11 protein-coding genes are annotated in these 19,545 nt (G+C 73.1%); 10 read left to right on the top strand and 1 reads right to left on the bottom strand.

The features are described 5' to 3' along the window. Positions 1-347 precede the first annotated feature (347 nt). From AC0KTA_RS23085 to AC0KTA_RS23060, 6 genes are all read left to right on the top strand, one after another. Positions 348-1,757 carry an ABC transporter substrate-binding protein gene (locus AC0KTA_RS23085; protein WP_481050130.1) on the top strand — a complete coding sequence of 470 codons (1,410 nt, stop codon included), beginning with the start codon at positions 348-350 and terminating at the stop codon, positions 1,755-1,757. Between the two features lie 7 nt (positions 1,758-1,764). Beyond that, positions 1,765-3,147: a carbohydrate ABC transporter permease gene (locus AC0KTA_RS23080; RefSeq protein ID WP_481050129.1), complete on the top strand. Its 1,383-nt coding sequence runs from the start codon at positions 1,765-1,767 to the stop codon at positions 3,145-3,147. Then, the gene (locus tag AC0KTA_RS23075; protein WP_481050128.1) at positions 3,144-4,049 is read left to right on the top strand and encodes a carbohydrate ABC transporter permease; all 906 of its coding nucleotides are present in this window, start codon (positions 3,144-3,146) and stop codon (positions 4,047-4,049) included. The genes AC0KTA_RS23080 and AC0KTA_RS23075 overlap by 4 nt, the downstream gene beginning before the upstream one ends. A 129-nt stretch (positions 4,050-4,178) precedes the next feature. Beyond that, positions 4,179-5,090: a class I SAM-dependent methyltransferase gene (locus AC0KTA_RS23070; RefSeq protein ID WP_481050127.1), complete on the top strand. Its 912-nt coding sequence runs from the start codon at positions 4,179-4,181 to the stop codon at positions 5,088-5,090. Positions 5,091-5,328: 238 nt separating this feature from the next. Further along, positions 5,329-6,321, top strand: coding sequence for a hypothetical protein (locus AC0KTA_RS23065; protein ID WP_481050126.1), 993 nt, complete (start codon positions 5,329-5,331; stop codon positions 6,319-6,321). Positions 6,322-6,331: 10 nt separating this feature from the next. Beyond that, positions 6,332-9,364, top strand: coding sequence for a stealth conserved region 3 domain-containing protein (locus tag AC0KTA_RS23060; RefSeq protein WP_481050125.1), 3,033 nt, complete (start codon positions 6,332-6,334; stop codon positions 9,362-9,364). Here AC0KTA_RS23060 and AC0KTA_RS23055 read toward each other — a convergent pair. After that, positions 9,340-11,439, bottom strand: coding sequence for a bifunctional glycosyltransferase/CDP-glycerol:glycerophosphate glycerophosphotransferase (locus tag AC0KTA_RS23055; protein ID WP_481050124.1), 2,100 nt, complete (start codon positions 11,437-11,439; stop codon positions 9,340-9,342). The genes AC0KTA_RS23060 and AC0KTA_RS23055 overlap by 25 nt on opposite strands. A 180-nt stretch (positions 11,440-11,619) precedes the next feature. Between AC0KTA_RS23055 and AC0KTA_RS23050 the strand changes: the two genes are divergently transcribed. The 4 genes from AC0KTA_RS23050 to galE all read left to right on the top strand — a co-directional run bounded on the left by AC0KTA_RS23050 (position 11,620) and on the right by galE (position 19,515). After that, positions 11,620-15,090 (top strand): bifunctional glycosyltransferase/CDP-glycerol:glycerophosphate glycerophosphotransferase, encoded by a 3,471-nt coding sequence (locus AC0KTA_RS23050; protein WP_481050123.1) that lies wholly within the window; start codon positions 11,620-11,622, stop codon positions 15,088-15,090. Next, complete coding sequence (locus AC0KTA_RS23045) at positions 15,087-16,730, top strand: hypothetical protein (protein ID WP_481050122.1); 1,644 nt, start codon at positions 15,087-15,089, stop codon at positions 16,728-16,730. The genes AC0KTA_RS23050 and AC0KTA_RS23045 overlap by 4 nt, the downstream gene beginning before the upstream one ends. A gap of 82 nt (positions 16,731-16,812) precedes the next feature. Further along, positions 16,813-18,444 carry a glycosyltransferase family 2 protein gene (locus AC0KTA_RS23040; protein WP_481050121.1) on the top strand — a complete coding sequence of 544 codons (1,632 nt, stop codon included), beginning with the start codon at positions 16,813-16,815 and terminating at the stop codon, positions 18,442-18,444. A 90-nt stretch (positions 18,445-18,534) separates the two neighbouring features. Then, positions 18,535-19,515, top strand: a complete 981-nt coding sequence (gene galE, locus AC0KTA_RS23035; protein WP_481050120.1) for a UDP-glucose 4-epimerase GalE — start codon at positions 18,535-18,537, stop codon at positions 19,513-19,515. Positions 19,516-19,545: the final 30 nt, after the last annotated feature.

The following is a 19,545-nucleotide window of genomic DNA, read 5'->3' as shown; positions in this document are numbered from 1 at the left end:
GGTGGGAGACATCCGCCGCGCAGCGGCGGGGACGGAGGGCGCAGCCGGGAGACCTCCGCAGCGGCGGGAACGCAAGGCGCACCCGGCAGACCACCGCTGTGGCGGGCAAGACGCGTCCCACAGTCACGGGTGGGCGGGTGGGAGCAACCCGCCGCGCAGCGGCGGGGACGGAGGGCGCCCCAGTCCCGCCCCACGCAGTGGCCCGCGCCCACGCCAGGTGACTGCACGTCACAACGCCATCACGATCACCGACTTGACGCCGTTGACCATCTTGCCGCCCCTGACCGCGCGGGCGTAGACAGACCGCACGGGACCAAGTCCGGGTAGAGGAAGAGAACGGGGCAGTGATGCGCAGCACTCTTCGTACACGCACTCCTCATGCACACCGTGCTCGCCGCGCGCGCGGGGCGGCCGCCAAGACGGTCGCCGTCGTCGGCGCCCTCGCGCTGGGGCTCAGCGCCTGCGGGGGCGACGACAAGGACAAGGACGACGGTGACAAGGCAGGCGGTGGCGGCAAGGAGAGCGCGGCCACCGTTCAACTGCCCAAGCTGGACGGCGAGAAGGTGTCCGTCGCTGCCGTGTGGGGCGGCGCCGAGCGGAAGGTGTTCCTCAAGGTCCTGGACGAGTTCGAGAAGCGTACGGGGGCGGAAGTGTCCTTCGTGCCGGCTCAGGACCCCATCATCAGTTTTCTGGAGTCGAAGGTCGCGGGCGGCCAGCCGCCGGACGTCGCGATGCTCCCGCAGGTCGGCGCCATCGAGCAGGCCGTGGCCAACAAGTGGGCCAAGCCGGTCGGTCCGGAGGCGCAGAAGGAGCTCGACGAGAACTACGCCCAGGGGTGGAAGGACCTGGGGGCGGTGGACGGCAAGCAGTACGGGGTGTACTTCAAGGCCGCCAACAAGTCGCTGATCTGGTACAACACCAAGGTCTTCGAGAACGCCGGGGTCCAGGAGCCCAAGACCTGGAAGGAGTTCATGAAGACGGCGCAGACGGTGTACGACTCGGGCGTCACGCCGGTGTCGGTCGGCGGCGCGGAGGCGTGGACCCTCACCGACTGGTTCGAGAACATCTACCTCTCGCAGGCCGGCCCCGAGAAGTACGACCAGCTCGCCCAGCACAAGATCAAGTGGACGGATCCCTCGGTCAAGGCGGCCCTGACGACGCTCGGGGACCTGTTCGGGAAGAAGGGGTTCATCGCGGGCGGGCCCGACGGCGCGCTGCAGACCGAGTTCCCCGCCTCCGTGAAGCAGACCTTCACCGGCGGCGACCAGCCGAAGGCGGGCATGGTCTTCGAGGGCGACATGGTGTCGCTCGCCATCGGGGAGACCAAGGCCAAGGTGGGCACGGACGCGAAGGTCTTCCCGTTCCCGGCGGTCGGGGACGAGTCTCCCGCCGTCGTCGGCGGGGACGCCGCCGTCGCGCTGAAGGACAGCAAGGGCGCGCAGGCCCTGCTGACCTTCCTGGCCTCCCCCGACGCCGCCGAGATCTGGGCCGAGGCGGGCGGTTTCGTGTCGCCGAACAAGAGCCTGGACCTCAAGGCGTACCCCAACGACGTACAGCGCGGCATCGCCGACGCCCTGATCAAGGCGGGCGACGACATCCGCTTCGACATGTCGGACCAGGCCCCGCAGTCCTTCGGCGGCACGCCCGGCAAGGGCGAGTGGAAGGCCCTGCAGGACTTCCTGAAGAACCCGAAGAACGTCGCGGGCACCCAGCGGACGCTGGAGGACGCGGCGGCCAAGGCGTACAAGAAGAGCTGACCGGGCGATGACGATCCCGGATGCCGGGGGCACCGCGGCGGTGCCCCCGGCCCAGTCGACGCCGCACACCTCCAAGACCGGCCCGCACCGGACCGGCCCCCGCAAGAGCGTCACCGGCACCCGCAAGACGATCGCGGTGCTCTTCCTGCTGCCCGCCCTCGTCCTGCTCGGCGCGCTCGTGCTCTATCCGATCGGCTACTCGGTCGGCCGCAGCTTCTTCGACAAGGCGGACGACTTCAGTGGCTTCGACAACTACGAGACGATGTTCTCCGATGACGGGATCCGTACCGCCATCAAGAACAACGCGATCTGGCTGGTGGCCGCCCCGGCGCTGACGACCGCGCTCGGCCTGATCTTCGCGGTGCTCACCGAACGGGTGCGCTGGGGCACGGCGTTCAAGCTCATCGTCTTCATGCCGATGGTGATCTCGATGCTCGCGGCGGGCATCATCTTCCGGCTCGTGTACGAGTCGGACCCCGACCGCGGTGTCGCCAACGCCATGTGGGTGGGCGTGCACGACACCTTCGCCGAGTCGTCCGCCTTCCCGCAGGGGCATCCCGGCGCGCGCTCTCCCCTGAAGGGCGCGGGCGGCGGCGCGTTCATCACCAAGAAGCCGGTCAGGGCGGGTGAGCCAGTGGTGCTGCCGCTCACCGGTGTGCCGCCGGGGCAGATGCCCGACGACGCGAAGTCCGCGAAACCGGCGCAGGCCGACCCGGGCAAGGTCACCGGCACCGCCTGGCAGGACTTCACGCGCGGCAAGGGCCGGGGCAAGGTGAACGCCCCCGACACCGCCGAGTTCGGCTACCCCGGTATCAAGATCGAGGCGGTCAAGGGCGGCAAGGTGGTGGCCTCGACGAAGGCCGCGGCCGACGGGACGTTCAGCCTGCCGAAGGAGGCCGACGGGGCCCAACTCCGGTATCCCGCCTCGAACTTCCGCGAGCCGTACAACGGCGTCGACTGGCTCGGCCCGTCCCTGATCACGCCCGCCATCATCGGCAGCTACATCTGGATGTGGGCCGGGTTCGCGATGGTCCTGATCGCGGCCGGGCTCGCGAGCGTGCCGCGCGAACTCCTGGAGGCGGCGCGCGTCGACGGGGCCAACGAGTGGCAGGTGTTCCGTCGTGTGACGGTGCCGCTGCTGGCGCCGGTCCTCGCCGTCGTCACGGTCACGCTCATGATCAACGTACTGAAGATCTTCGACCTGGTCTTCGTGATCCCGCCGGGTTCCTCGAAGGACGAGGCGAACGTCCTCGCGGTGCAGCTCTACAACTCGGCCTTCGGGGACCGCGACGCGGGCGTGGCCAGCGCGATCGCGGTGCTGCTGTTCCTTCTGGTGATTCCGGTGATGTTGTTCAACATGCGCAGGATGCGGCGGGAGGGGCGGCGATGACCATCCAGAGCGGGACGCCGAAAGCGCCCCCAGTACAGGTCGTGAAGGCCAAGCAGTCCCTCGGCGGGCGCCTCGCCGCGATCGTCAGCGGCAGCGTGCTGCGGGTCTTCCTGGTCGTGGTCGGCCTGTTCTGGCTGGTGCCGACGCTCGGGCTGATGCTCGGTTCGCTGCGTACGTCGGCGGACATGAGCGAGAGCGGCTGGTGGAAGGTCTTCAGCAAGCCCTCCCAGCTGACCTTCGAGAACTACTCCGACCTGCTCAAGGACGAGACGATCACGGACTCGATCCTGACCAGCGTGTCGATCACCGTGCCGGCGACGCTGCTCGTCGTGGTGATCGGCTCGCTCGCGGGGTACGCGTTCGCGTGGATGGAGTTCCCGGGCCGCGACTGGTGGTTCCTGGGCGTGGTGGGGCTGCTCGTGGTGCCGGTGCAGGTGGCGCTGCTTCCGGTGGCCAAGCTGTTCGGCGAGATCGGGATCTTCGAGTCGACGACGGGCGTGGTGCTCTTCCACACCGCCTTCGGCCTGCCGTTCGCGATCTTCCTCCTGCGGAACTTCTTCGCGGAGATCCCGCGCGAGCTCCTGGAGGCGGCGCGCCTCGACGGCGCCGGTGAGCTGCGGCTCTTCCTGCGCGTGGTGATGCCGCTCGGCGCGCCCGCGATCGCCTCGCTCGGCATCTTCCAGTTCCTGTGGGTCTGGAACGACATGCTGATCGCGCTGATCTTCGCCGACGCGGGCAGCCCGCCGATCACGGTGGCGCTCCAGCAGCAGGTGCGGTTCTTCGGCGACAACGTGCAGATCCTCGCGCCCGGCGCGTTCATCTCCATGGTCATCCCGTTGGCGGTGTTCTTCGCCTTCCAGCGTCAGTTCGTGTCGGGTGTCATGGCCGGTGCCGTCAAGTGAAGTTCCGGTGACGTCCGGGGGGTGTGGGTCCTAAGGGGTCGGGGGCGTGTCGTGCCTCGTGTGGTGTTCGGCGGAACGTGGCCACTACGGTCGGTCGCGGCGCATCTGCCCCCGACTCCAGGACCTGACATGCCCGAAGCCTCCGCTTCCGTACCGACGTCCGCCCAGGAATTGGATGAACTGCCGCTTCCGACCCGCCTCTCCGATGTGAAGGGCTGGTTCCACCCCGCCGACCAGGTGCTCTTCGACTGGTTCCTCAGCCGTCAGCTCAACCTCGAGGAACCGGGCGACCTGCTCGAACTCGGCGCCTATCTGGGCAAGAGCGCGATCTTCATGGGCCGCTATCTGCGCCCCGGCGAGACCTTCACGGTCTGTGACCTCTTCGACTCGCCCGCGCCCGACGACGCCAACTCCAAGGAGATGAACCGCTCGTACGCGACCCTCACCCGGCGCGCCTTCGAGGCCAACTACCTCTCTTTCCATGACGAGCTGCCGGTCATCGTGCAGGCGCCGTCGTCCGGCATCACCGCGCATGTGCGTGCGGACAGCTGCCGCTTCGTCCATATCGACGCCTCGCACCTGTACGAGCACGTGCACGCCGACATCGCCGCGGCGCAGCGGCTGCTGACCCGGGACGGGGTCGTCGTCCTCGACGACTTCCGTGCCGAGCACTGTCCCGGTGTCGCCGCCGCGACCTGGGGTGCGGTCGCCACCACCGGGCTCAAGCCGCTGTGCATCACGGCCACGAAGTTCTACGGGACGTGGGGGGCGTACGACGAGACGCGGGCTGACCTCGGGGCGTTTCTCGCGGGGCGCGATGACATGTGGCATGGCGCCGAGGAGGTTGCTGGGTACCCGATGATCCGCATCAGCGGTGCCAAGGCGAACGTGCCCGCGCCGCCGGTGTCGCGGCACGCCTCTGCTGTGCCGCGGCAGGCTGCGGGGGTGCAGCCGCCGCCGTCCAAGCCCGCCGAGCGGGGCGGGGACAATCGGCGGCCCAAGGGGCGGGGGCTTGCGTCCCTCCTGGGGCGCCGCTCCTGACCTGGGCGCAGCCCCTGGTATATGGGGCTGCGCCCCTTTCCCCGCTTTTCGGCCCTTCGGGCCTCGTCCTCAATCGCCGGACGGGCTTGAACTCGGTCCCGTCATCAGTCGGCTGACAGGCTTCATCTCGGTCCCGTCGTCGGTCGGCTGACAGGCTTGGATCCACCGGACCGAACAATCGCGCGCCGTGGTCGTGCCGTGGCGGTGAATTCTTGGTTAATTGCGGCAAAGTGGGGCAATGCACCCCTCCACGAATCCGGGGGCCTCGGCGCTCCGCGCCTTTCGCGGGTCCCGCATCCGCCGCCTCGGCGTTCTCGTGCGCAGTACGCGGTTTCGGCTGGAGCGGGCCGTCGCCGGGCGGGGCGGGCTGCTGGCGGCGCCCGTGCATCTGTCGCTGCGGGACAGTCGTACGCTCAATCTCGCGCTCGCCGCGCCCGAGCCGGAGGTGCGGGGCGCCGAGCTGCTGATCAGCCGGGGGCCCCGCCGCTTCCGTGTGCCGCTCGTCGCGGAGCGGGACACCGGTGGCGGGGCGCTCCTTACAGCGACGGTCACCCTGCGCGACGCGCTGGAGGTCCCCCGGCCCACCTCGGGGCCTCGCCTCACCGAAGGCGTCTGGCGGCTCACCGTCGTGAGTACCGGGGGCGACGGGCGTGTACGTCGGCGGGGGCTCGGCCTGGTGGGGCCCGGGGTCGCACCGCCCCCGGGGCCCACCAGGCCGCACGCCCCGAACCCCCGCACGGGCACCCTCATGCGGGTCGTGCGGTGTCGTGGCGGGCGAGCCGTCGTGCAGGTCACGCGGTCGCGGCCGCGTGCGGAGGTGGTGCGGTTCGTGCCGCGCGGGGACGGGATCACGGTGTACGGGAGGGTGGTCGCGGGGGCCCGGGAGCCAGGCCGGGCGGGCCTAGAAAAGCTGCCGGCGCGGGCCGTGCGGCGCCGTGACGGTGTGCTCGCGCCGGTGGAACTCGCCTGGGACGGCGACGGGTTCAGCTTCGCGCTGCCGCTGGCCGCGATGACCGGTGCCGGGCCCGGGCAGTGGGTGTGGGACTTCCACGTCGGCGAGCTGCCGCTCGGGCGCAGGCTGACCGATGTGGCCGATCTGCCGTCCGCCTTCCCCACGCCGTTCCGCCTTGTCGCGCTGCCCGGTGGCCGCCTGGTGCGCGCGCACCCGCACTTCACCGCGTCCGGCGCCTTCGCCGTCACCTGCCTGGACATCACGAAGGAGACCTCATGAAGGAGCCCTCTTGAAGATCACGTATCTGCTCGGCTGGGGCGACGAGATGGGCGGCACCGAGCTGGCCACGTACACCCAGGCGCTGCACCTCGCCGAGCCGCACGACGTCGAGGTCGTCTCCGTCTTCCGCACCCGGCCCGAGCCGTTCTTCCCGCAGGCGCGCGAGGTCCCCGTGCGCTATCTGGTCGACCGCACGGTGACGCCGGAGCGGCCGGTGCGGGCGTCCGCGCTCGACGAGGCCGCGTGCCGGACCCTGGCCGCGCTGCCCAGCGAACTCGTCGACCCCGCCTGGGAGTCGGCGTTCGACCGGCTCTCGGACGTGGAGCTGACGGCGGCGCTCACCACGCTGGACACGGACGTCCTGGTCACGACGACCCCCGCGCTGCTCGCCGCCGCCGTCGGCCTCGTACCCGCGCGCGTGGTGACCGTGCACCAGGAGCACCGGCCGACCCAGCGCCGCGGCCGATCCGGCGAGCCGCTGCTGCTGCACGCGCCGCGCCTGGACGCCCTGGTCACGCTCACGGAGCGCACGCGGGACTGGATCGCGGAGTCCCTGGGCGCGAGTGCCCCCGAGCTCGCCGTGATCCCCAACGCCGTACCGGACGGCTTCCGGCCGCGCGCCGACGGCGAGAGCAGGGTCATCGTGATGGCCGCGCGCCTGACCGGCGAGAAGCGCGTCGACCACGCCGTCCGCGCGTTCGCGCAGCTCGCCGACGCGTACCCGGAGTGGACCCTGCGGATCTTCGGCGGCGGCCACCGCGAGCAGAGCCTGCGCCGCCTGGTGGACGGCTTCGGGCTGCAGGACCGCGTCGAACTCCTCGGCCCCTGCCAGGACATGGCCGCCGAGTGGGCCAAGGCGGGCCTGTCCCTGATGACCGCGGGCCACAACGAGGCGTTCCCGCTGGTGCTCCTGGAGGCGCTCGCGGCCGGGGTGCCCGTGGTCGCGTACGACGTCGTGACGGGCCCGGCGGAGATCGTCCGGCACCGCGTGGACGGACTCCTCGTGCCACCCGGGGAGGTCGACGAACTCGCCCTCGCCATGGGTGAGTTGATGGGGGACGACGAGATGCGGCGGAGCTGTGCGCGGGCGGCCCGCGAGGGGGTGTACGGGCGGTTCTCCTCGGCCGGTGTGACGGCGCTGTGGGAGGAGCTGTACGCCCGTCTCGTGGCGGGGCGCGACCGGCCGGAGCGGCTCGCCGGGCGCGCGGACCGGGTGGCGCTCGGCGTGGCGTCGGGCGGCTGCGGCTTCCGGCCGACGGCGCCGCACACCTTCGACGCGGCCGCGGGCGCCGACGAGCGCGCCCGCGAGGACGAGATCGTCGCCGCCGCCCCGGACGGCCGCGTGATCCGCTCGGTCGGCCGCCTGGCCGAGTGCCGCGACGACGTGCTCGCGCCGCGCATGGCGGACTGGAACCTCGAACTCACCGCGGCCGCCCTGGAGTCGCGGCAGATTCCGTACGTCCTGGTGCGCACCGGCGGCACGGCCCACACCCTCGCCGTGGACGAGGACGACCGCGACCGCGCCCTCAAGGCCCTCGCGGAGAGCCTGCACGGCGAGCCGGTCTACGCCGAGCTGGTCAACCCCCGGGACGCGGCGCCCGGCGCGGTCCTCGCCGAACGGCTCGACGGGATCGGCGAGTTGGCGGGCGTGCGGGTGTTCAAGCCGGTGACCACGACGACGCTGTCGCTGCGGCACGGGGTGCAGCAGGCGTGCACGGTGGCGTTCTGGCGGCGGGCCGGGGACGCCGTCGGGCCCGACGAGGACACCGGCGAGCCCGCGCACACCGGCATCCCCGAGAGCGGCGGCGCGCCCGAGGGGGTGGCCGGGGCGCCGGAGCCGGTGACCCGGGCACCCGAGCCGATGACCGGCCCGCCCGAGCCGGTGACCCGGACACCCGAGCCGCTGGGCAGCACCCCCGCCGCGCTCCGGCCCCCCGGCCGGTCGCGTCGCCGCGCCCCCTTCGGCAGCACCCTCGCCGGCGCCGAGCTCCCCTCGCTCGCCCCCACAGCCCGCCTCCGCGTCGGCACCCGCGCGTACCCGACCCTCGACGTCTTCACCCAATGCCTCATGAACGACGTCGACTTCCCCGTCGACGCCGTCTACACCTGGGTCGACGACACCGACCCCGGCTGGCGCGCGGCCCGCGCCGCCGCGCAAGCCGCGTCACTCGGCACGGCGGCCGACGAGCACTCGCCCGACAGCGGCACGGTCCGCTTCCGCAACCGCGACGAGCTCCGCTACTCCCTGCGCTCCCTCGCGATGTACGCCCCGTGGGTGCGGCACGTGTACCTCGTCACCGCCGGGCAGGTCCCCGACTGGCTCGACCGGGACCACCCGGGCCTGACCGTCGTCGACCACCGCGACCTGTTCGCCGACCCCGCCGCCCTGCCGACCTTCAACTCCCACGCCATCGAGACCCAGTTGCACCGCATCGAGGGCCTGGCGGAGCACTTCCTCTACTTCAACGACGACATGTTCCTGGGCCGCCCGACGACCCCGGACACCTTCTTCCTCGGCTCCGGCCTGCCCAAGTTCTTCTGGTCGTCGGCGTCGGTGCCCGCGCTGCCGGTGGCGCCCGAGGACGAGGGCTATCTGGCGGCGGCGAAGAACAACCGCGAGCTGCTGCGCCGCGACTTCGGCCGGACGGCGACGCACTGCTTCTTCCACGTGCCGTACGCGCTGCGCCGCGACATCCTCGAAGAGCTCACCGATCGGTACGCGGACGAGCTCGCGGAGACCGCCCGCAGCCGCTTCCGGGGCGCCGGCGACCACTCCCTGGTCTCGTCGCTGCACCAGCACTACGCGTACCTCACCGGCCGCGCGGTGCCCTCGTCGATCTCGTACGACTTCGTGGACATCGGGAGGCGCGCCGACCACGCGCGCCTCGGCCAGCTCCTCCAGTCACGGAACAAGACGGCCTTCTGCATCGGCGAGTCCCCCGGCGGCGGCATGTCCGACGAGGAAATGGCCCTGGCGGTGCGGTCGTTCCTGACGGCATACTTCCCGGTGCGCTCGCCCTACGAGCGGTCCGCCACCGGCTGATCCTCCAGGAACAGCCGCCGCACCACGCGCTCCGCCGCGCCCCCGTCGTCGTACGGACAGAACCGCTCCCGGAACGCCTTCCGCAGCGCCGTCGTCTCCGGCGAGTCCCAGTCGCCGTCGCGGAACAGCCCGGCCAGTTCGTCCTCGGCCGTCGCGACGGCGCCCGGGGTCTCGCCCGGGCGGCCCGACAGGACGTCGAAGTAGGTGCCGCGGGCGAGGCGGTAGGCCTGCCAGTCGGGGGCGTAGGTGACGATCGGGCGGTCCAGGCAGGCGTAGTCGAACATCAGCGACGAGTAGTCCGTGACCAGCGCGTCGGCCGCCAGGCACAGCTCCTCCACGCGCGCGTGGGCGGTGACGTCGACCAGGCGGGGGTGCGCGGCGAGGCCCGCGTCGGCGCCGTAGAAGTAGTGGGCGCGGACCAGGACGACGTACGAAGGGCCGAGCGCCGCGGCGAAGCGCTCCAGGTCCAGGCGGGGCAGGAAGCCCTTCTGGTAGTCGCGGTGCGTGGGGGCGTAGAGGAGGACCTTCTGGCCGGGCTCCACCCCCAACTCGCGGCGGATGTGGGCCACTTCGTCCCGGCCGGCCGTGAAGTACACATCGTTGCGCGGATAGCCCGCCTCCAGCGCCTGGTAGGCCGCCGGGTACACCCGCTCCCACACCTCCGTGGAGTGCGGGTTGGCGGAGAGGCTGTAGTCCCACTGGTCGGTGTGGTCCAGGACCTTCTGGAAGCTGATGCCGTGCGTGCCGGCGGGGTAGCGGCGCTGGTCCAGGCCCATCTTCTTCAGGGGCGTGCCGTGGTGCGTCTGGAGGTAGACCTGGCCGGGGCGCTTGGTGAAGCCGCCGGGGAAGGAGGAGTTGTTGATCAGATAGGTGGCGCGGGCCATGGCCTGCCAGTAGCGCCGTGAGCCCTCGATGACGTACTCGACGCCCGGCGGCACGCGGTGCCGGTGGCGGCCGGACACGACCCAGACGCCCCGGATGTGCGGGGCCAGTTCACGCGCCTTCGCGTGGATCGCGGCCGGGTTGCAGCTCACGCCCCGGTTCCAGTAGGCGCCGTAGACGGCGAGGTGCGGGTCGAGGGAGCGGCGCAGGTCGGCGCGGTAGGAGACGCGCATGGCACGGGCCCGCACCGACTTCTTGCGCCGGGCCAGCGCGGTGCGCAGCGCCTTCATGCGGCCGCCCGCGCGCGCGAGTGCCCGGTACGTGGCGTACGAGCCGGAGAGGAGGGCGCGCTGACGGTCCGTCACGGGAGTGTGGGTCGCCGGGCGGTGGGCGCGCAGCATGGCCGTCGCCGCGCGGAAGAACGCGGCGCGGTCGCCGGGCGGGACCCGGTCCGGGTCGTCGAGGACGGCCAGCAGGTGGTCCACGGCGTACGGGAAGAGCCGCGCCGTCACCTCGGGGCCCTCGGCGAACAGCTCCTCGTACCGCCCGACGACCGCCAGGTGCTCCCGCCCCGGCGACTTCGCGAAGCTGCCGCCGCGCCGCTCGCGCCAGCGCACGCACGCCCGGTCCAGCGAGCCGATCCGTTCCCCGGCCGCCAGCGTGGCCCGGTGCACGGGCACCACGTCCTCGTACGCCCCCAGCGAGAAGGCGAGCCCCTGCCCGGACCAGAAGGACCGCCGGAAGACGCGGTTCCAGGCGGCGACGGTCACGGCGAGCGGGTCGCCGCTGACGTCCTCGCCGGGCGGCCGGCGCACCGACTCCCACCAGTCGGTGCGGTCGTGCGCGAAGAGCAGCACGTCCACGTCCGGGGTGAGCGCCCCGTCGAGGGCCGCGAGCGCGCCCGGCAGCAGCACGTCGTCGCCGTCGAGGAACAGCAGCCACTCCCCGGTGGCGCGCGCGGCGCCGGCGTCGCGGGCGGGGCCCACGCCCCGCCGCTCGGTACGCCGGACGAGTTGCACGCGCAGGTCGCGCTGCGCATACTCCGCCGCGATCGCGGCACAGGCGTCCGGCGACGCGTCGTCGACGACGATCAGTTCGAGGTCGCCGAAGGACTGGTCGAGCACGGATTCCAGGCATTCCCGCAGGTAGCCCTGGACGCGGTGGGCGGGCACGACGACTGAGAAGCGCGGCATGGGCACCGACCGTAGTCACGCGTACACGCTCTGTCGAAGACCGTGCCTCACTCGATGGGGTGGTCGCGGAACTCGATGGGGTGAGCGGCGGTAAAGAAGTTGATCGGAACGGGAAAAGGGGGTGAATACGCCCGCACTAGGACGTAACGCCACCCGTACTCCTACGAAAGGCCGGTCGCCGTGCAGCCCCGACTCAGCGTCGTCGTGCCCATCTACAACGTCGAGGAGTTCCTGGAGGAGTGCCTGGAGTCCATCGCCCGGCAGACCCTGGGCAAGGGGGCGGGCGGGAGCGGCGGCCTGGAGGCCGTCCTGGTCGACGACGGCTCCACCGACGCCAGCACCAGCATCGCCCGCGACTTCGCCACCCGCGACCCCCGCTTCGTCTATGTGCGGCAGCCGAACGCGGGCCTGAGCGCGGCCCGCAACACCGGTGTGCGGCACGCGAATCCGGCCGTCGAGTACCTGACGTTCGTGGACAGCGACGACATCGTGCCCGACGGCGCGTACGCCCGGATGATCGCGAGCCTGGACGCCAGCGGCTCCGACTTCGCCAGCGGCAACGTGTGGCGCCTGACCGAGCGCGGCCGCTCCCAGGCCTGGCAGTACGAGTGGCTCACCGAGTCGCGCACCGGCACCCACATCTCGCGCGACCTGGCCCTGCTCGCCGACCGCGTCGCCTGGAACAAGGTGTTCAGACGCGCCTTCTGGGACCGGCACGGCTTCCTCTTCCCCGAGGGCAGGCTGTACGAGGACACGCCGGTGATGATCCCGGCGCACTTCCTCGCCGCCTCCGTGGACGTGCTCCGCGACCACGTCTACTACTGGCGGGTCCGCGAGGGCTCCATCACGCGGCGGCGCACCGACGTCAAGGGCGTGCGCGACCGGATCGCGGCCTGCGCGCACGTCAGCGCCTTCCTCGGCGAGCACGCGCCGGAGCTGAAGTCCACGTACGACGCGTCCTGCCTGCGCGACGACTTCGTGTACTTCCTGGAGGGGCTGCCGATGGGCGGGCCCGAGTACCGGGCGGCGTTCCTCGCCGACACCGCCGAGTTCCTGCGCGCCGCCGACCCGGGGATCCTGCGGCAGCTCCCCGTCGACCTGCGCGTGAAGTGGCACCTGGTGCGCGAGCGGCGCACCGGTGAGCTGATCGAGCTCCTCGACCACGAACGGCGGGGCGGCAAGGGCGCGTTCGAGGTGCGCGGCTCGGTGCTCCGGTACGCCGCCCATCCGGGCGTCGACCGGATCCCCCGCGAACTCACCCGGCTGCGCCGCGGCGAACTGCCCGCGGTGGCCCGTCTGGGCGAGGCGACGTGGGACGCGTACGGACGGCTGCGGATCCGCGGCTACGCCTACGTGCGCAACCTGGAGGCGACGCGGCCCGCGGAGTCCGTCAAGGCCGGGCTGCTCAAGTCGGCGCACAGCCGGGGCCGGTTCCGGCGGGTGCCGACGCGGACCGTGCCCGCGCCCGAGGCCACCGAGCGCTCCGGGCAGCGGCTGCACTGCTACGACCTGTCGGGCTTCGAGATGACGGTCGACCCCGAGCAGTTGAAGACCGGGGGCCGGTGGCGGCCCGGCAACTGGCTGCTCGGCGTGCTCGTCGCGGGCCACCGCACGGTCCGGCGCGCGGCCGTGCGCGCCCAGGACGGCTCCCGCGCCCAGTCCCTGGTGCGCGACCTGGGCGACGGGGTGCGGATCGTGCTCGGCTTCAGCAAGGGGCGGCTCGTGCTGCGCGTGCAGGAGTACGCGGCGCGGGTGGACGGCCACCGCGGGGACGGCGGGGACGTGGTGCTCCTGGGCACGCTGACCGGCGCCCTGTCGGGGCGCGCCCGCCCCAAGGCGCTGCGTCTCACGCACGCCGGCGCCGGGTCCAGCTACCCCGTCGCCGTCGCGGGCGACCGCTTCGAGGTCCGCGTGCGCCTCGCCGACCTGGAGGACGTGCCGCCCGCCGAACACCACGCGCCCGCCCAGGTCGAGCCGCCGCACGGCGACCGCTGGCACGCCGCCCTCGAACTGGCCGACGGCACCACGACGTCCCTGGCGGCCGTGCTCGACCTGCCGCCCGGCCGCTACGCGTCGGGCCCGGGCCGGGAGCTGTGCGCCACCGCCGACGACCGCGGCAGGCTCGTCGTGGAGCTGACCCGCCGCCCCGTCGCGGACCGCGTCGCGTGGACCGCCGACGACACCCTCGCCGTCGAGGGCAGCGCGGCCGGGGCGAGCTGGCCGTCGGCGGAGCTGGTGCTGCGGCACAGCGGCCGCGACGACGAGGTGACCGTGCCGGTCGAGCTGTCCGACGGGCGGTTCCGGGCGGCGGTGGCGCCCGGGGGCGGGGTGCTGCGGGAGGGGCGGTGGTACGCGTTCCTGCGGGAGGTGGGGCACGGCGGGGCGGGGGTGCCGGTGCGGGTGCTCGCGTCGACGGGAACCGAGCTGCCGGACCACCAGATGATCCAGGGGCGGGAGTTCGTCGCCGCGCGGCGCTTCGGCGACCGGCTCCTGATCGAGGCCGGTTCGGTGCTGCCGCCCGCCGAGCGCGGCGCGTACCGGCGCCACCGGCTGCGTACCGAGCACTATCCGCGCGAGCGCACCAAGAGCCTGCGCGACGCCGTCCTGTACTTCGACGGCGACTCGCCGCGCGCCGTCCACGAGGAGCTGGTGCGGCGCGGCACCGACGTCGAGCACCTGTGGGTCACGCACGACCAGCAGACGCCGGTGCCGGCGGGCGCGCGCGGTGTGGAGGAGCACGGCGCCGAGTGGTACGAGGCGCTGGCCCGCTGCCGCCGCATCGTGACCGCGGGCCACCTGCCGGACTTCTTCGAGCGCCGCAAGGGCCAGACCGTCGTCCAGACCTGGCACGGCACCCCCCTCAAACGCATCGGCACCGACCTCACCGACACCCTGTACGCCGACCACGCCCACCTCGACCTGCTGCCGCGCCTCGCCGCCCAGTGGAACGTCCTGGTCTCCCCGAGCCGCTTCGCGACCCCGCACCTGGGCCGCGCCCTCACCTACGAAGGCGAGGTCCTGGAGGCCGGGTCGCCGCGCAACGACCTGCTGTTCGCCGACGACCGGCAGAAGATCGCCGAGCGCGTGCGCCGCGATCTCGGCCTCGCCCCGGACAAGCGGATCGTGCTGTACGCGCCCACCTACCGCGACCACCTCGGGCTCGGCGGCGGCCGCTTCCGCCACGACCCCGCGCTCGACCTGCTGGCCGCCGAGCAGGTCCTGGGCGACGACCACGTCCTGCTCGTGCGCAAGCACCCGCTGACCTCCGGCCGCGTCGACGGCGCCCGCGCGCCCTTCGTCCGCGACGTCACCGCCCACCCGCGCGCGGCCGAACTCCTCCTGGTCGCCGACGTGTTGATCACCGATTACTCGTCCCTGATGTTCGACTTCGCGCACACCGGCCGCCCGATGCTCTTCCATGCGTACGACCTGGAGCACTACCGGGACACCGTGCGCGGCTTCTATCTCGACTTCGAGCACGGCGCGCCGGGCCCGCTGCTCGGCTCCACCGACGAGGTCGTCGACGCCCTGCGCGACCTCGACACCGTCGCGGCCCGCCACGCCGACGCGTACACGGCGTTCCGCGAGGCCTACTGCGACCTCGACGACGGACGGGCGGCGGCGCGGGTCGCGGACAGGCTGATGCGATGACGGCGCCGCAGACCGCCGAGACGGCGTCGCACACGGCCGGTACGGCGCCGGAGGCCGCCGGGACGAGGCCTCAGGGTGCCGACGCGCCCGAGGTCGCGACCCGCGCCCGTCGCTCGGCGCTCGGCGCCACCGCCTCCGGCTTCGGCATCCGCTGGCGTCCCAGCCCCTACCTCGTCCTCGGCGGCCTGTTCTGGCTGCTGATGTCCCTCGCGTACTGGCGGGTGCCGATCTGCTGCGACTTCGGCCAGCACGCGGCGGTCGTCGAACGCCTCAAGGACGACCTGCTGCACCCCCGGCACCCGATGGCCGACCTGCCCGGCGACGGCAGCGCGTACTACTCTCCGTACGCCGTCGCGCAGGCGCTGCTCGCGAAGGCGACGGGGCTCGCGGGCTGGCAGGTCGTCAAGCTCTCCGGACCGCTGAACCTCCTGGTCCTGCTCACCGGCATCGCCCGCTTCGTCCGCGTCCTCACCCCCCGCCCCTGGGCCCCCGTCCTCGCCCTGTTCGCGATGGTCCTCCTCTGGGGCACCCGCATGGCCTGGTGGAGCGGCTACCTGGGCCTGATGTCGATGACGGGCAACCTCGGCTACCCGTCGACGTTCGGCATCGCGCTGATGTTCTGGGCCTGGGCGTGGGCCGGTTCGCTGGCGCGGACGCCTTCTCTGGCGCGGGCGCCCCGATCCGTCTGGCCCTACGCGGGCCTGGGCGCCCTGTGCGGCCTGATCCTCCTGATCCACCCGATCACTTCGGTGGCGGCGGTGATCGGCGTGCTGGCCTTCGCGTTGCCACACCTCCGGACGCCTCTGAAGTGGACGCTCACCGGTCTGACCGCCCTCGCTGTGGCCACGACTTGGCCGTACTTCAATCCGCTCACCCTCGTCGGAGACGAAAGCGTCGACTGGATCCACCGTCAGCTCTACACCGACATGCCCCAGCGCTTCTGGCTGGCAGCCCTGGGCCTCCCGGCCCTCTTCGCGCGCTGGCGCAGGGACCACAAGGACCCCCTGGTCCTGATGTTCGCCCTCGACTGCGCGGTGGTCGGCTACGGCTGGCTCAGCGGCCACTACACGTACGGCCGCATCCTGGGCCTGACCCTCGTCCCCCTGCAGTTCGCCCTGGCGATCGAGCTGACGGCCCCCCGCACGTGGGGCAACCGCCGGGCCGCCCTCGCGGGCGCCACCGCGCTGGGCGCGTTCGTCGGCTTCTTCCAGATCCAGGCGGGCGCCGTGGTCCCCCGCACCCTCGACCCCATCGGCTTCGACCAGCCCCCGCGCTGGCCGAGCTACGCCTGGGCGGCCGCCCACATGGACCGCGGCGACGTGGTCCTCACCGACGGCTACCGCCCGATGCGCTCCCTGCCCGCGTTCGGCGTGAACCTGGTCGCGCCCGCCTGGCCGGACGCCTCGCTGGAGGAGTCCGTACGCAACCGGCGGCTGCGCGAGGTGCGCGCGTACCTCGACCCGCTGTCCACGCCCGCCGCCCGCGCCGCCGTGGTCAAGCGCCACCACGTGCGCTGGCTGCTGGTCGCCCCGTACCAGCGGCTGCCTCCGGAGGCGGTGGTGGTGGCGTGGAGCCCCCGCAGCGGCGAGGTGCTCGCGCGGGTGGGCCCCAAGGTCACGAGGGCCACCGACGCGTCGTGACGAAGCCCCGCGCGGGGCGCACAGAACCTCGCCACGAAGCCCCCTAATCGGATAATTCCTGGCAAGCCCTAAAATTTCCCCTGTGAACCACAATTCGCCCCAAGAGCCCCAGATCACCGTCGTCGTGATCGGCTACGACGACGCCCCGCACATCGCCGCCGCGGTGCGTTCCGCGCTCGCCCAGGGCCCCGTGGTGGGCGAGGTGATCGCGGTGGACGACTGCTCGACGGACGACACCCCCGCCGTCCTCGCGGAGCTGGCCGCGCGGGACCGGCGGGTGCGCGTGATCCGCCGCGCCGCCAACAGCGGCGGCTGCGGCGCCCCGCGCAACGACGGCGTCGACGCCGCGACCCTGCCGTACGTGATGTTCCTCGACAGCGACGACATGCTGGCGCCGGGCGGCGCGCGGGCGCTCCTGGACGCGGCGCTGCGGCACGGCGCCGACGTCGCGTCGGGCCTGTGCGTGCGCCGCGAGCTGCCGTCGGGGCGCGAGACGCCCTGGCAGCCCGAGCTGTACCGCAAGGCCGCGCTGGTCGCCCGACCCGAGCTGCGCCCGCGCCTCGTGCACGACACGCTCTGCGTCAACAAGCTCTACCGCACGGACTTCCTGCGCGCGCACGCCGCCCGCTTCCCCGAAGGCCGCTTCATCTACGAGGACTTCGTCTTCGGTGCCCGCGTCCTGGCCGCCGCCCCGCGCATCGCCCTCGTGCCGGACACCGTGTACGTGTGGCATGTGCGGCGTGCCGCCGCCAAGTTGTCGATCTCGCTGGACCGCGCCGGGATCGAGAACTGGCGGGCCCGCATCACGGCGCACCGCCAGGCCGTCGACATCCTGGGCGGCGCCCGCAGTGGCGACAAGCTCCTCGCGCGCGCGGCCCGCGCCCAGTTCATCGACCACGGCTTGCGCATGTACACGCGGGAGCTGGCCGCGCGCGGCCCGGAGTACCAGCGCGAGTGGTGGGCGCTCACCCGCGCCTACCTCACCGAGTTCGACGCGGCCGACCTGGAGGCGGCCCCCGCCCCCGGCCGCGTCATCGCCCGGGTGATCCTCGCCGCCGCCGAGCCGCGCGACCTGGACCGCCTCAAGCAGGTGGCGGCCCGCCCGGCCCGGCTCACCCCGCCGTACGCGCGCGCCGCCGACGGCACCCCCGTCTGGTCGGCCGACCTGCCCCAGGTCACCCTGGAGCACCTGCTCGCGCGGCCGCTGCGGCTGCTCCCTCTCGCGGTCGACGCCGAGCTGCGCCCCCGCGCGGGCGTGCTGCTGCTTCGCCTGCACGAGCTGTACGGGCGGGTCGCGGCGGCGGGGCCCGGCGTGGTCGACGTGGAGCTGACGCGGCGGGGCGGCGGGCGGCCGGAGCTGCGGCGCACGGCCGCGTTCGGCCCGGAGAAGCCGGGCGAGACCTGGGTGGCCGAGGTGCGCGTCGACCTCGCGGCGCTCGACGGCGACGTGTGGGACCTGCGGCTGCGGCTGCTCTTCGACGACGGCACGGCGCGCGAGACCACGGCCCGCGCGGTGGCCGGGCCCGGCCTGCTGCGCCGCACGGTGGTGCCGGGCGGGCGGCGCGGCGTGCTGCTCGCGCAGCCGTACGCGACGCAGGCCGGGAACCTCTCGGTGCGCCTCGCCCCCGGGGCGCGCGGGGTGGCGGGGGTCGCGCGGCGGCGGCTCGCACGGCTCGTGCGCAGGCTGCCGGGTGCACGGGCCGACGGCCGCTGACGAGGCTCGTACGCGGGCTCTGCGACACTGCACGTCCGGGATGTCCGGGGGACATCCGCGACCAACACGACACGACGGGACGAGCTCACCATGACCTGGCTGATCACCGGCGGCGCCGGATACATCGGGGGGCACGTCGTGCGCGCCCTGACGGAGGCGGGCGAGCGGGCGGTGGCGTACGACGACCTGTCCTCGGGGATCGCCGAGCGGCTGCCGGAGGGCGTGCCCCTCGTCGTCGGCTCGACCCTCGACGCGGAGCTCGTCGCGCGCACCCTGAGGGACCACGCGGTCACCGGCGTCGTCCACCTGGCGGCGAAGAAGCAGGTCGGCGAGTCGGTCGAACAGCCGCTGCGCTACTACCGGGAGAACGTGGAGGGCCTCAGGGTCCTCCACGAAGCGGTCACGGACGCGGACGTCCCGTCGTTCGTCTTCTCCTCGTCGGCCGCCGTGTACGGCATGCCCGACGTCGACCTGGTCACCGAGGACACGCCCTGCGTGCCGATGAGTCCGTACGGCGAGACGAAGCTGGCGGGCGAGTGGCTGACCCGCGCGGTGGGCCGCGCGACGGGCCTGCGCACGGCCTGCCTGCGGTACTTCAACGTGGCGGGCGCTGCGGGCCCCGAGCTGGCCGACACCGGCGTCTTCAATCTCGTACCGATGGTCTTCGAGAAGCTCACCGCCGGCGAGGCCCCGCGGATCTTCGGCGCGGACTATCCGACGCCGGACGGCACCTGTGTGCGCGACTACATCCACGTGACGGACCTCGCCGAGGCCCACGTGGCCGCCGCCCGGCGCCTCGCCGAAGCGCCGCCCGGCACCGACCTGACCCTCAACGTCGGCCGCGGCGAGGGGGTTTCGGTGCGCGAGATGGTCGACCTGATCGCGGAGGTCACCGGGTACGCCGTCCCGGCGGAGGTCACCGCGCGGCGCGCGGGCGACCCGGCGCGGGTGGTCGCCGCCGCCGACCGGATGGCCGCCGAGCTGGGCTGGTCGGCCAAGCGGGACGTGCGCGAGATGGTGGAGTCGGCGTGGGCGGGGTGGGTGCGGCTGCACCCGGAGGCACGCCCGTAAGCGCGCGGGCACGCAGCCGCGCACCGAAAG

The sequence above is a fragment of the Streptomyces sp. Y309 genome (assembly GCF_056712025.1).
The sequence above is the reverse complement of the archived record's forward strand: the minus strand, read 5'-3'. Positions and strand labels throughout refer to the sequence as shown.

Excerpts from the sequence above, each read along its gene's own strand:
- AC0KTA_RS23085 (WP_481050130.1), top strand. The coding sequence starts at position 348 with ATGCGCAGCACTCTTCGTACACGCACTCCTCATGCACACCGTGCTCGC.
- AC0KTA_RS23080 (WP_481050129.1), top strand. The coding sequence starts at position 1,765 with ATGACGATCCCGGATGCCGGGGGCACCGCGGCGGTGCCCCCGGCCCAG.
- AC0KTA_RS23075 (WP_481050128.1), top strand. The coding sequence starts at position 3,144 with ATGACCATCCAGAGCGGGACGCCGAAAGCGCCCCCAGTACAGGTCGTG.
- AC0KTA_RS23070 (WP_481050127.1), top strand. The coding sequence starts at position 4,179 with ATGCCCGAAGCCTCCGCTTCCGTACCGACGTCCGCCCAGGAATTGGAT.
- AC0KTA_RS23065 (WP_481050126.1), top strand. The coding sequence starts at position 5,329 with ATGCACCCCTCCACGAATCCGGGGGCCTCGGCGCTCCGCGCCTTTCGC.
- AC0KTA_RS23055 (WP_481050124.1), bottom strand. The coding sequence starts at position 11,439 with ATGCCGCGCTTCTCAGTCGTCGTGCCCGCCCACCGCGTCCAGGGCTAC.
- AC0KTA_RS23045 (WP_481050122.1), top strand. The coding sequence starts at position 15,087 with ATGACGGCGCCGCAGACCGCCGAGACGGCGTCGCACACGGCCGGTACG.
- galE (WP_481050120.1), top strand. The coding sequence starts at position 18,535 with ATGACCTGGCTGATCACCGGCGGCGCCGGATACATCGGGGGGCACGTC.